This is a genomic window from Mucilaginibacter glaciei (genome assembly GCF_014773245.1).
Classification (GTDB): Bacteria; Bacteroidota; Bacteroidia; order Sphingobacteriales; family Sphingobacteriaceae; genus Mucilaginibacter; species Mucilaginibacter glaciei.
In genome coordinates, this window is record NZ_JACWMX010000003.1 from 176777 (window position 1) to 189140 (window position 12364).

The following is a 12364-nucleotide window of genomic DNA, read 5'->3' on the forward strand; positions in this document are numbered from 1 at the left end:
TAATAACGTTTTTCTAACCGGTAAATTTCAACTCTGCATGTCTTAACCTATTCTGCCCCAACCTCAATCCCTATTTGCTTCAGTAGCAACGATGCGTTAAAGGTTTTACACTCGCCGTGTTTGATCTTATAGTCAAACAGCATTTCGCCATTCAGCACCTGGATATCAAAATAATAGTTTCGTACATAGTCTGGGTACTTATCTTCCAGTCGGGCAATCTGCAAGTCGTGCGTAGCCACCATGCCCACACCCTTCTTGGCAATAAGCTGCTCTATCACGGCCTTACTGCCCAGGTATTTGTCCATAGAGTTAGTACCTCGCAGCATCTCGTCGATCAGGAAGAATACCCGATGCTCCTGCACAACCGCGGCCAACAGCATTTGTAAACGGTCTAATTCAGCCTTAAAGGTCGATGTGCTTTCGTTGAGCGAATCTTTGATGCGCATATAGCTTACAATAGTGATGACTGATAATTCCATTGCCGATGCACAAACGTTTGCCCCCGACAGTGCCAATACGGTATTGATGCCGATAGTGCGCAAAAAAGTGCTTTTACCTGCCATGTTGCTGCCAGTAATAATATCTATCTTGAAGGTATCCCGCAAATCGTAATTGTTATCTACCCGCTTTTCGCTGCGGATCAGCGGGTGGGCGATATTGGTTGCAGTTAAGGTGTAGCCTCCGGTGCCTGATATAATTGGCGTAACCCATTCAGGGTAATTGATGGAGGGCACGGCGATGCTGATGAGCGCCTCAAATTCTGCTATCACATCAAAAGCCACTTCCAGGTTGGCGGAATTAGTACGTTTCCAGTTTTCTATCGCGATGATCTGGCGGATGTCCCATAATAAAAAGGCATTCAGCAATACGCCAACGATGATGTTTAAATGGTAATTGAGCTTATCGATCAATTTAGACAGTTCCTTTATCTTGATAGATGTTTGATCGTCCTTTAGCTTTTTCGCTAACGATAAGTTGTACGCCCCATGCCAATCCTGCGATTCTATCTTGTTAAAAACATTGGCATAACTGCCCAGCATTTTCCCAATCTTATCGGCAATCAGATCGGCCTTGCGGATGTAAGCCGCCTTTGAAAATACGATACCCATGTTTGCTAACGCGATAAAAATAGCAACACCCTTAACCGGCGGATAAAACACCGCGCCGATGATGGCGGCTATCAGCAAATAAGGTGCAATTTTAGCATAGATATCCAGCCACCGCTCGCCGCTAAGGTTGAGCGGCATTTGCAGGTATTTGAAAAGGTTGTTCAGGCGGTTAAGGTCTTCATCTTTTGCAAAAAGTAATAGCGTTTGCAATTCTTTCTTCCACTCGTTTTTGGTGGCCAACTCTTTAACAGCCTGCTGCCTAAAGAGTATAGTTGATTTATCTGCCGGGGCATCCAGCCAACTGGCTAATTTATTGTTACCGGCAGATGTGGCCGTACGGTTAATGAGCTGAAAGAGCGAGGCGTTGCCGAAAATATCCAGATCGGATGTGTAAAAATGCTTTTCGTTACTAAAGCGCTGGCCGTTATTATATAGGTTAGCATTACTTTGCAGGCTGCTGATCTCATTCTCATTAATGCGCTGCAGGTTAAGGTAGTAATCGCGCTGGCGTTCGTATTCGCCCTGCCGACTTACCAGCCAGGCAAACCCGGCCAAGAGCAATACAAAAGCTATGGCCATAATAGTAAAAGTATCCTGTGTGATGGTCAGATAAACGGCAAAGATCATCAACGCAAAAAGCCCGAGGCGCAGTAGGGAGTAAGTGTTGGCCAGCTTTTTAAATTTATCGGCTTGCTGGCCGGCCAGTTGCCCGGCGCGTGTATATTCGTTTATAATATCCTGTTCCATAGGTTAGCAATCACTGCTAAATGTTAAATAGTTTACAAAATTCAATTTTACAACAATAACATAACATTTCAACTTTATAAATTGCGCCTTAATTATGAAGATCACTTTTATAACTGTTGGCAAAACCGAAGATGTTTACCTGAAAGAGGGAATAGAAAAATATGTAAAGCGGTTAAAGCATTACACCAAACTGGAAATGGCCGAGATCCCCGAACTTAAAAATACCAAGGCCCTTACAGAAGAACAGCAGAAAGCAAAGGAAGCAGAATTGATCTTGAAAAAAATTACCCCGTTGGATCATGTGATCTTGCTGGACGAGAATGGCACCGAGTTTACCTCCGTGCAGTTTGCAAACTATTTGAATAAGCGGTCAGTAACCTCATCGGCGAACTTGATCTTCGTCGTGGGCGGCCCCTATGGTTTTGATGATTCGGTTTACCAGCGCGCTAACGATAAGATCTCGCTAAGCCGCATGACCTTTTCCCACCAAATGGTGCGCCTGTTCTTTACTGAGCAATTATATCGCGCCTTCAGTATTATTAAGGGCGAGCCATATCATCACCAATAGATATGCCGATTTTAAATGCGCGGATGTGCGGATGATAGGAATGAACATCCAGTCAATTTGAAATCTGCATATTTGCACATCTGCACATTTTTTACAGATTTTAGATGTGCGGATGTGCAGATGAAAAGAATGAATATCCAGTCAATATGAAATCTGCATATTTGCACATCTGCACATTTTTTACGCACATTTGCATATCCGCACATTTGCACATCATCATATTATGCACAGTCACGACCACTCCGGCCACCATCACGATCATACACCCAAACTCGACCATCTGAATGCTGCCTTTATCTGGGGCATTGTGTTAAACTCGGCATTCGTCATTATCGAGGTGATTGCAGGTTTGATGAGCGGATCATTGTCATTACTCACAGATGCCGGGCATAACCTGAGCGATGTGGCATCGCTGGCGTTGGCGTTGCTGGCATTTAAACTGGCTAAGGCAAAATCAAACAGCCAATACACTTACGGGTACAAACGCAGTACCATCATCGTGTCGTTCTTCAACGCCGTAATCTTGTTAGTTGCTGTAGGCTTTATTATTTACGAGGCAGTGATCCGTTTTATGCACCCCGAGCCTATTGCAGGCGGTACGGTTGCATGGGTAGCCCTGGCGGGGATAGGTGTAAACGGCTTTACGGCCTGGTTATTTGTGAAAGATAAGGAAAGCGACCTGAATGTTAAAGGTGCCTACCTGCATATGGCTGTTGATGCCATTGTATCTTTAGGCGTGGTAATATCGGGTGTTGTTATTTACTTTACCGGCCTGGCATGGATAGACAGTGCGGTAAGTATCATCATTGGTATCGTGATTTTGATGGGTACCTGGAATTTACTGAAAGACAGCCTCCGGTTAGAAATGGACGGCGTACCTAAAGAGATAGACGTAAAAAAGATCAAGGCCGAATTGTTAAAGGCAAAAGGAGTGGTAGACATCCATCATATGCACGTTTGGGCCCTAAGTACTACCGAAAACGCGCTGACTGCCCACCTGGTAGTCAAACCCGAGAATATGAATATGTTTGATGATATCAAGCACGATCTGCGCCACCGGTTAGAGCATCTTTCCATCAGTCACAGTACTTTTGAACCGGAGTTTTCTGACGAGAAATGTGAGCAGCCGGATTGTTAAGTATGGATTTTTTCAGAGTTGTATCTTTTTAAGAGCCTTTCTTGAAAATAATAAATTGCGTCATTGCGAGGTACGAAGCAATCTCTAAACTTGCATATCCTCTTTGGCATATCGGGAGATTGCTTCGTACCTCGCAATGACGCGTGGCTTTAAAGTGTAAATATTTTCAATAAATTTAGCAATCCATGAGCACCACTAACCGACGTAAATTTATTGCTACCGCAACTACCGTTGCCGCGGGCACCGTTGTGGCATCGGCTATGCCAACCCTAATAAAAACTACAAACATGACAAACAGATATCCCATTGTTCACCACGCCTTGTTCTGGCTAAAAAACCCCGGTTCTATTGAAGATCGCGACAAACTGGTTGCAGGTGTAAAATCATTGGGCAAGATCCCAACCATAAAAGAGCTGCACGTAGGCGTTGTAGCCAGTACCGAAAAACGCGAGGTGGTGGATAACAGCTGGGGTGTATCTGAAGTGATGTTCTTTGCCGATCTGGCGGGGCAGGCCACCTATCAAAACCACCCCATTCACCAGGAGTTTATAAAAACCCATAGCCACCTTTGGGAAAAGGTAATTGTTTATGATGCGGTAGACGCGTAAAATGATAAACTATGTCCTTGCGAGCGATAGCGTGGCAATCTCATAGGACAAACGGATATGCTGAGATCTCCATGTCACTGTCGCACCTTAGAATAACGCCGTATTTACACCTTAACTCTAACAATGTCCTTGCGAGCGATAGCGTGGCAATCTCATAGGATTGGTACGCATACAATAAGTAAGCATGCAGATTAATCAATATTGCGTCTACATAATCACTAATAACTCCAATAATGTATATTATACCGGGGTTACAAGCGATTTAAAAAACCGGGTGCTGGAACATAAAGGAAAAATAAAAACCGGTTTTACTGCGAAGTATCAATGTGGTAAATTAGTTTACTTCGAAACCTTTCAATGGGTTGATGATGCCATCGCACGCGAAAAACAAATAAAAGCTGGTTCGAGAAAAAAGAAAACAGATCTTATTATTGGTCAAAATCCAGATTGGAATGATTTAAGTTACGGTTGGTACGATTGAATCTGTATGTTGTTGTCGCTTAGATATGCTGAGATTGCCACGTCGCTATCGCTCCTCGCAATGACACCTTTTTTTGTTAAATTTCTATTATGTCCTTGCGAGCGATAGCGTGGCAATCTCACAGGACAAACGGATATGCTGAGATTGCCACGTCGCTATCGCTCCTCGCAATGACGCCTTTTTTTTGTTAAATTTCCATTATGTCCTTGCGAGCGATAGTGCTGCGATCTTATTGGACAAATGGGTATGCTGAGATTGCCACGTCGCTATCGCTCCTCGCAATGACACCTTTTTTTGTTAAATTTCCATCATGTCCTTGCGAGCGATAGCGTGGCAATCTCATAGGACAAATGGATATGCTAAGATTGCCACGTCGCTATCGCCCCTCGCAATGACACTTTTTTTTTACTCGTTTAATTTCCATCATGTCCCTGCGAGCGATAGCGTGGCAATCTCATAGGACAAATGGATATCCTAAGATTACCACGTCGCTATCGCTCCTCGAGATGACACCTTTTTTTGTTAAATTTCCATCATGTCCTTGCGAGCGATAGCGTGGCAATCTCATAGGACAAATGGATATGCTAAGATTGCCACGTCGCTATCGCCCCTCACAATGTATTATTTATAAAAAACAAAGCCCCGATAGGACAATCCTACCGGGGCTTAATATATTTCTAAAGAATAAAAACTTACGCTTTTTTTGCAGGTGCTTTTTTCGATTTGGCTTTTGGTGCTTCGGCGCCTGGTGCTGCAACTTCTTCCTTTACAGGTTCAGGTGCTAATATTTCTTGTTCTGTAGCAATCGGTGCCGATGGGGCTTCCTCGTTAAATAAAGGCAACTCTTTCAGCAGGTTGAACCAGGTAATGATCTTCTTCATGTCAGATGCATAAACCTTCTCCTCATCATGGTCGGCAGCTACGGTGTAAAAAAACTCGCGGAGCTTTTTGCCATCTTCCTTACCGGTAGGGATGCTATCGGCAGCTTTCATGCGCTCAAAAACATCAGTTAGTTTAATATCGTCTTCCAGTCCAAAAATAGTGATCTCGTTCAAAGCCGCCAATTTAGCGGTCGAAAGGTTGGCTATCAGCTTCGTTTTTTGCGCATCAAGGCTTTCTAAAACATAACCGGTTTTGTTTTGCGCAAGCGCCCTCCATAAACCCGGTTTACCCGATACTGCAACAATTCCCTGTAAATTCATCTATTTAGTTATAAGAGTTGTAAGAGTTGTAAAGGTTGAACAATTCCAACTCTATCAACTTTAATTTATTCTTCTATGATCTCTATTCCTAAAATTTTATCGCCCTGGCGGATGTCGTCAACAACATCAACGTTCTCAACCACTTTACCAAAAACGGTATGGTTACGGTCTAAGTGAGCGGTGTTTGCACGGCTATGGCAAATAAAGAATTGTGAGCTGCCGGTGTTGCGGCCCGCATGTGCCATTGATAATACACCACGGTCGTGATATTGGTTATCGCCGGTCAGTTCACAGTCGATACGTTTGCCGGAGCCACCTGCACCGGTACCGGTTGGGTCGCCACCCTGTACCATAAAATTAGGGATAACACGGTGAAAAGTTACGTTATCATAAAAACCAGTTTTAGCTAAACCTAAAAAGTTTGCTACGGTATTTGGCGCATCTTTGTCAAAAAATTGAACGGTCATGTCGCCTTTTTCGGTTTTGATTATTGCTTTGCTCATTTTGTTATATTTTAAACAGTTGGCAAAGGTAAGGATTTGAGGCGAAAGGTAAAAGGCGAAAGGATAAAGGTTACCATTCAATAAATGTAAGTACCATTGCTTTATTAGCAGGATTGTAAGTATAAACTCCCTTTCGGTTAAAGTCGAAATTTGCCTTATCGGTAAAGAACTTAGTTTTATCTTTTACAAACTCGGCAGCGCAGTGTTCAAACCATTTCAAACATTTATCTCCGCCCATCAAAAACGCAAAGTATGACATCCTTTTGTATTGCAACAGGTTGACATCTTTATACGTTGTAAATTTAAACGTGAATGAAACCTTTTTGAGATAGTTTTCCTTACCAAAAAATTGCATCGAACTACCATCCTTATCCACAGCTAAATAACTCTCTTCACCATCAATTTTAGGTACTTCTTTAAATATTAATGTGCTATCTGATGATTGCATTTGTTTAATAAGGTACGAACGCTTTATTTCCAACCCCGGCATTGCAGGAGGTGGATCACCTTTCTCCTGAGCGCTGGCGCTAAATGATAACAACGTTAATAATGATAAAACCGAAAAAAATACCCTTATAAATTTATCCATCGTGTTGGTTTAAACTTTGAGCCTCTAATATAATACCATTTCCAATTAATCGTTACATTTGGTAACGGCCATGAATATTCTCAAGAAGCTCCTTTCGCCTTTTACCTTTAACCTTTTACCTAAAAGCTTACTGCTCTTTACCTTTTTGCTTTTGCCTTTTGGCTTAAAAGCGGCCTCCATCCTGATCCCGATGGATGAGGAGCAAAAAGACCACCTGAAATCCTACGGTATCGCTTTCTGGACTTTGAAAAACGGCGAAACGGTCGACTGGTTACTTAACTACCGCGGCGGCAGTTTCATGATGAAATATAATAAAACCCTGGAAGAAGAATGCAAGATCCGCGGGGTGAGTTACGAAGTAATTGCTGATGCAAAGGTTACCCAGATCGAGACGGAAGTAAGTGACCCATCCGTCAATATGGATCTGGTAAAACTAGAAAAGGCACCCAAAATGGCGGTTTACTCTCCAAAAAGTAAACTCCCCTGGGACGATGCCGTTACCATGGTTTTAAAATATGCCGAGATCCCTTATGATGTGATTTATGATGAGGAAGTGATCCGCGGTGATTTGCCTAAATACGACTGGCTGCACCTGCACCACGAGGACTTTACAGGGCAATTCAGCAAGTTTTACGGAGCCTATCGCTACGCCCCATGGTATGTAGATGATGTTAAGGCCCAACAGGCTACTGCTAATAAATTAGGGTTTAAAAAAGTATCGCAAATGAAGCTGGCAGTGGTTGAACATATCCGCGATTTTTGCGCTGGTGGCGGTTTCCTGTTTGCCATGTGCTCCGGTACCGACACTTTTGATATCGCCCTGGCTGCCGCTAATACAGACATTTGTGAAGCCATGTTTGATGGTGATGGTGCCGACCCTGCAGCGCAGTCCAAACTTGATTTTGGCAACACCTTCGCCTTCCAGAATTTTACGCTGGATATGAACCCTACCTCGCACAGCTTTGCCAATATCGATGTAAACCAAACAAGGCAGGTAGAGCGTACCCGCGATTTTTTTACGTTGTTTGATTTTTCGGCCAAATGGGATGTGGTGCCCAGCATGCTTACCCAAAACCATGATAAAGTGGTGAAGGGCTTTATGGGGCTGACCACCGCTTTTAACAAGAACCGTTTAAAACCCGGTGTGCTTATTATGGGCGAAATGAAAACCGGCAACGAGGCCCGCTATATTCATGGCGAATATGGAAAGGGCCAGTGGACATTTTACGGCGGCCACGACCCCGAAGATTACCAGCACCAGGTAGGCGACCCACCAACCGACCTGAAACTTCACCCCAACTCGCCCGGCTACAGGCTGATCTTAAACAATGTGCTTTTCCCGGCAGCAAAGAAGAAGAAACAGAAAACGTAATTAAAAGTTTGTAAAGGAGCGGGGTGCGCGTGTTAGGTGCGCCTGTGGCGATGGGCAAACGTACTATCAATGTCCGCTCTCCGATCCAGAATCACACACCAAATTCTTAATTATAAAATGTCCACGCTACGCCGAACTTAATGGCTGAATCCATTTGCGGGTAACGGTTTACTGTGTAAAATCCCTTACTGAACAAGCCCTGGTTGGCATAATCATACTGTAAGAAAATATTGGTGCGTTGCAACGTTCCTTTAAAAAATACGCTGGCAATAGGGTAGGAAGTGAAGGTAACATCCTTGCCATTGTAAAACTGGCCTAAGCCTACGGCGTAAGATGGGGCAACATAAGCGGTGTTATATCGTACCGACATACCTATCTGTGATTTCAGCACAAAGAGCATGGTGTTGTAATACAAACTGCTATACGTGTAAACCTCGGGCGTACGCAAGATATCTTTGTTATCTGTTTTTTGATAGACCACGTAATTATCAAAATTGAATTTACGGAATGCCAGATTTTTACCCACACTTACCTTCAGCATATTGATGGCCGGGGCATATTGTGTTGGTGTGGCATCAATTCCCCCGGGCTGCGATTTAAAATACAGGTAATCGGTCACCAAAAAATACTCTGCCTTCAGGTCGAGTTTGAGCGCATCGTTCTGATAATTAAAACTCAGGTTAGTGATCTTTTGGTTACTGAAGCCGCTGTTGTTAAAAATATAATGGTTGGAGATCCAATTGGTGTACACTAACCCCGGCGAGCTGCTTTGCAGGTAGGCACCTAATACGATCTTACCCGTTTTGCGGCCGCCTGCAAGGGTTAGCTTGGCGTCATACAACAGATCGCCAAAATTGCGCCCCTGGATAATCTGGCGGATGTCGCCATCCAGGTTGATCCTGTCGCTGAAACGGTAACCTAATCTAGCCTTGAGTGTAATGTTTTGCAAGGTTGAGTTTTGTACCCTCACCGGCCGCATCTCTTTACGGCCCACATCGTTCAGCACGCTGTCGCTAACAAACTGGCTGTATTTATAAAAATCCTGCGTTAGGCCAAGGTCAAGCTTCAACTCGTTCTTTACCATCTTTAACGATTTGCCGCGCAGATAAAAGCTATAAGTAAAATCATTTTGCAGGTGCAACACGTTCAATGAATCGCGCGATCGGTTAGCGCTAAAGTAATAATCAGGGAATACGTTGTAGGTATCCACATCGTTCTGCAGATAGTGATACTTGCGCGAATCGTAGTTAAAAGTATAGGTGATACGTTGCGTTGGCAGTACGCTTGTAATGCCGTTCGCCTTGCGGTTACTATCAATGCGGCCAATGTAATACATCTGTTTAAGATAGATGCTGGCATTTTTCCAGTTCTCGAAACTGCTGCGCAGGCGCACGTTTTCTGTAGTCTTATCTAACGAACCCTGTGCGCTCGTAAAAACGTCATCATTGAGTATCGAACCCGTTTCGGGTGCTTTCAAATTGTTAAAGATCACGTTGGTTAGTAAGTTATAACGTTTGTTAACCGAATGGTACCAGCTAAATAAGGCCACATTAACATCACTTACATTTTGAGCCAGGATATTATTGCTTGCATAAAAACCGCGCGAGCCGTTAAAATTCATCATGAAACCTACATTCCAGTTGGGTTTAACATTCTGCGTATGCAGTACCTTAAATAGCGATTCTTTGAGTCCGCCAATCGTGCTGGATAACGATAAAAGTGTATAAGGTACCCGAGCATTGAAATAACTGATATCCTGCGGGTTGAGCAGGTAGGCGTCTAAACTGTGCTGTCCCTCATCAAACCCAATAGTTTTGCGGGGATTAAATAGCAGGTCGCGCTGGGCAACCCCAAGATAGCCTAAACTAATTTTCGGGTTACGCGGTTGCGATAGTACGCTGTAATTCTCAAAATTTACCAAACCTGTATCCAGCGGAAATAACTGGGTACTATCGCTCAACAACCGTTCGCTGGTTATTTTAATGTATTTGGAATTGAACTCAATAGAATCTTTGCGGTTCTCCTCGCGCTTGCGCAAGGTGTCCAGATTATCGGATGATTTCCGGGATTGGTTCCTGACCGTATCACGTGTGTAAACCGGTTGGCTTTGCTGCTGGTTGGGGTAAACCTGCGCCAAGCCCTCCTGTGCCATAGCGCAGATTAAAAGCAATAGTAAATATTTAAGCTTTTGCGCCATTAAAGCGTTGCGATAAGTTCTTTGAGTATGATCGTCATTTTAGGTTCGGCCTCGTGCGCTACGGCCAGGATATCCTCTACCGAAACCGGTTTTAACTCTTCGGGGAAACCTTCATCTGTCAATACCGATATGGCAAATACCGGCAAGCCCATATGGTTAGCCACAATTACTTCTGGTACGGTGCTCATCCCTACGGCATCACCGCCTATTATTTTAAGATAGCGATACTCAGCACGGGTTTCCAGGTTAGGCCCGGTAACGGCAACATACACGCCTTTGTGGCAGGTAATATTATTTGCGGCGGCTATTTGCAAAGCCTGATCTATCATATCATGACGATAAGGCTCGCTCATATCCGGAAAGCGGGGGCCCAGTTCGGCGTCGTTACGGCCCACCAACGGGTTTAACGGCTGCAGGTTAATGTGATCTTCAATCACCATCAGGCTGCCCTTTTTAAAATCAGGGTTAAGCGAACCGCTGGCGTTTGACACGAGCAGAGTTTTGATGCCCAGCATTTTCATCACCCTCACCGGCAGGGTTATCTGCTGCATGGTGTAACCCTCGTAATAATGCAGGCGGCCTTGCATAGCTACCACCTTTTTACCACCCAGCGTCCCGAAGATTAGCTTGCCGGAATGGAATTCCAGTGTCGACATCGGGAAATCGGGAATATTACTATACATCAGCTGTTTTTCAACCTCAATTTCATTTACCAGAGCACCCAGGCCGGTGCCTAAAATAATGCCTACTTCGGGCACAAAATCGCCAATACGGCTTTTAATATAGTTAGTTGCGTTCTGTATACTCTGTAACATAATTTAAAACTAATTGGTCAAACTCCTGCTTACCGTCATTTAAAAAACTCACCCCTATAGGCAATACCCAAATGGGTAATTTGGCCACGGCGGCAGCAAGTTCACGTACCCCTAAACGCTGCGCATCCTTTTCTGTTGTGATGATGATCTTTTTTTGTGATTTACAGGCTGTAAACTCTCCGGCAAGTTTACTGATATTTTTTAAGCTAAACTGATGATGATCGGGATAATTGTGGTGAATTACCTGTGCTGTGTAGGTTTTGATATGCTGCACTAATGGCGTAGGGTTAGCTATTCCGGTAAGTAAAAATACTGCTGTATCTGCGTCGATTACAAACTCGATTTTATTACCGCTAAGGTCCGTCATTGGCTGATAATTTATCGAAGTAAAGAATACCGGCTGGTGATTGTTGGGCTCCACCCGGTAATAGGCGCGGTTCATGCTGTCAAAATCTATATCTGGCGGGCATTTGGTCACCACCATAACGTCAGATCGCCAACGCCCCGTAAAGCTCTCGCGCAGGTTACCGGCTGGCAGTACCAAATGCGGGTCCTGCAATTTATTATAATCGAAAAGTAAGATACTCAAGCCAGGCAATACAGCCCGGTGCTGAAAGGCATCGTCCAGAATGATCACCTCATGATCAGCAACCAATTGCTCTATTCCCGCCACCCTGTCTTCGCAAACGGCAACGGTAACATCCCGGAATTTATGTTTGAATTGCGCGGGTTCGTCGCCAACTTTAGCTGCAGTAGTGGTTGTGTTTGCTGTAAGAAATCCTTTTGTTTTGCGGCCATAACCCCGGCTTAAAGTAGCTAATTTATGATCGGGTTTTAGTAATTCGACAAGATACTCCGTCATAGGGCTTTTACCGGCCCCGCCAACCTCCAGGTTACCTACACTAATCACCGGCAGGTCGAATTCCCGGCTTTTAAAGATGCCGGCATTATACAATAAGTTGCGGATAGTTGTTACTAAACCGTAAATTATTGAAAACGGTAATAAAAGGAGGCGCAAGTATTTCATTGAAGGTG

12 protein-coding genes are annotated in these 12364 nt (G+C 44.1%); 5 read left to right on the forward strand and 7 right to left on the reverse strand.

All coding sequences use genetic code 11. The annotated features are described in order from the left end of the window. Positions 1–47: 47 nt before the first annotated feature. The gene (locus IDJ76_RS08345) at positions 48–1856 is read right to left on the reverse strand and encodes a MutS-related protein (protein WP_191162696.1); all 1809 of its coding nucleotides are present in this window, start codon (positions 1854–1856) and stop codon (positions 48–50) included. Between the two features lie 94 nt (positions 1857–1950). Here IDJ76_RS08345 and rlmH point away from each other — a divergent pair, with 94 nt between their 5' ends. From rlmH to IDJ76_RS08365, 4 genes are all read left to right on the forward strand, one after another. After that, the gene (gene rlmH, locus IDJ76_RS08350) at positions 1951–2424 is read left to right on the forward strand and encodes a 23S rRNA (pseudouridine(1915)-N(3))-methyltransferase RlmH (protein WP_191162699.1); all 474 of its coding nucleotides are present in this window, start codon (positions 1951–1953) and stop codon (positions 2422–2424) included. A gap of 223 nt (positions 2425–2647) precedes the next feature. Continuing rightward, positions 2648–3562, forward strand: a complete 915-nt coding sequence (locus IDJ76_RS08355) for a cation diffusion facilitator family transporter (RefSeq protein WP_224746253.1) — start codon at positions 2648–2650, stop codon at positions 3560–3562. A gap of 185 nt (positions 3563–3747) precedes the next feature. Then, positions 3748–4170, forward strand: a complete 423-nt coding sequence (locus IDJ76_RS08360) for a Dabb family protein (protein ID WP_191162701.1) — start codon at positions 3748–3750, stop codon at positions 4168–4170. A 184-nt stretch (positions 4171–4354) separates the two neighbouring features. Beyond that, positions 4355–4651: a GIY-YIG nuclease family protein gene (locus IDJ76_RS08365; RefSeq protein ID WP_191162703.1), complete on the forward strand. Its 297-nt coding sequence runs from the start codon at positions 4355–4357 to the stop codon at positions 4649–4651. A gap of 692 nt (positions 4652–5343) precedes the next feature. Here the strand turns inward: IDJ76_RS08365 and IDJ76_RS08370 are convergent. From IDJ76_RS08370 to IDJ76_RS08380, 3 genes are all read right to left on the reverse strand, one after another. Then, complete coding sequence (locus IDJ76_RS08370) at positions 5344–5853, reverse strand: DUF5606 family protein (protein WP_191162705.1); 510 nt, start codon at positions 5851–5853, stop codon at positions 5344–5346. A gap of 65 nt (positions 5854–5918) precedes the next feature. Beyond that, on the reverse strand, positions 5919–6356 hold the full coding sequence (locus IDJ76_RS08375) for a peptidylprolyl isomerase (protein WP_191162707.1): 438 nt from the start codon (positions 6354–6356) through the stop codon (positions 5919–5921). Positions 6357–6426: 70 nt separating this feature from the next. Continuing rightward, positions 6427–6945, reverse strand: a complete 519-nt coding sequence (locus IDJ76_RS08380) for a hypothetical protein (protein ID WP_191162709.1) — start codon at positions 6943–6945, stop codon at positions 6427–6429. Between the two features lie 190 nt (positions 6946–7135). Here IDJ76_RS08380 and IDJ76_RS08385 point away from each other — a divergent pair, with 190 nt between their 5' ends. Next, positions 7136–8317, forward strand: coding sequence for an asparagine synthetase B (locus IDJ76_RS08385; protein ID WP_191163157.1), 1182 nt, complete (start codon positions 7136–7138; stop codon positions 8315–8317). Positions 8318–8423: 106 nt separating this feature from the next. Here IDJ76_RS08385 and IDJ76_RS08390 read toward each other — a convergent pair whose 3' ends face one another. Genes IDJ76_RS08390 through lpxK form a run of 3 tightly spaced genes read right to left on the reverse strand, consistent with a single transcriptional unit; the run spans position 8424 to position 12356 of the window. After that, the gene (locus IDJ76_RS08390; RefSeq protein ID WP_191162711.1) at positions 8424–10469 is read right to left on the reverse strand and encodes a putative porin; all 2046 of its coding nucleotides are present in this window, start codon (positions 10467–10469) and stop codon (positions 8424–8426) included. A gap of 44 nt (positions 10470–10513) precedes the next feature. Further along, the gene (locus tag IDJ76_RS08395; protein ID WP_191162714.1) at positions 10514–11329 is read right to left on the reverse strand and encodes a purine-nucleoside phosphorylase; all 816 of its coding nucleotides are present in this window, start codon (positions 11327–11329) and stop codon (positions 10514–10516) included. Beyond that, entirely contained in the window at positions 11301–12356 is a 1056-nt protein-coding gene (gene lpxK / locus IDJ76_RS08400) for a tetraacyldisaccharide 4'-kinase (protein ID WP_191162716.1), read from the reverse strand. The genes IDJ76_RS08395 and lpxK overlap by 29 nt, the downstream gene beginning before the upstream one ends. Between the last annotated feature and the right edge of the window lie 8 nt (positions 12357–12364).

Bases quoted from the DNA above. Each gene is read 5' to 3' on its own strand.
- lpxK (WP_191162716.1), bottom strand. From the start codon at position 12,356: ATGAAATACTTGCGCCTCCTTTTATTACCGTTTTCAATAATTTACGGT.
- IDJ76_RS08370 (WP_191162705.1), bottom strand. From the start codon at position 5,853: ATGAATTTACAGGGAATTGTTGCAGTATCGGGTAAACCGGGTTTATGG.
- IDJ76_RS08385 (WP_191163157.1), top strand. From the start codon at position 7,136: ATGGATGAGGAGCAAAAAGACCACCTGAAATCCTACGGTATCGCTTTC.
- IDJ76_RS08360 (WP_191162701.1), top strand. From the start codon at position 3,748: ATGAGCACCACTAACCGACGTAAATTTATTGCTACCGCAACTACCGTT.
- IDJ76_RS08355 (WP_224746253.1), top strand. From the start codon at position 2,648: ATGCACAGTCACGACCACTCCGGCCACCATCACGATCATACACCCAAA.
- IDJ76_RS08390 (WP_191162711.1), bottom strand. From the start codon at position 10,469: ATGGCACAGGAGGGCTTGGCGCAGGTTTACCCCAACCAGCAGCAAAGC.
- IDJ76_RS08365 (WP_191162703.1), top strand. From the start codon at position 4,355: ATGCAGATTAATCAATATTGCGTCTACATAATCACTAATAACTCCAAT.
- rlmH (WP_191162699.1), top strand. From the start codon at position 1,951: ATGAAGATCACTTTTATAACTGTTGGCAAAACCGAAGATGTTTACCTG.
- IDJ76_RS08395 (WP_191162714.1), bottom strand. From the start codon at position 11,329: ATGTTACAGAGTATACAGAACGCAACTAACTATATTAAAAGCCGTATT.
- IDJ76_RS08345 (WP_191162696.1), bottom strand. From the start codon at position 1,856: ATGGAACAGGATATTATAAACGAATATACACGCGCCGGGCAACTGGCC.
- IDJ76_RS08380 (WP_191162709.1), bottom strand. From the start codon at position 6,945: ATGGATAAATTTATAAGGGTATTTTTTTCGGTTTTATCATTATTAACG.
- IDJ76_RS08375 (WP_191162707.1), bottom strand. From the start codon at position 6,356: ATGAGCAAAGCAATAATCAAAACCGAAAAAGGCGACATGACCGTTCAA.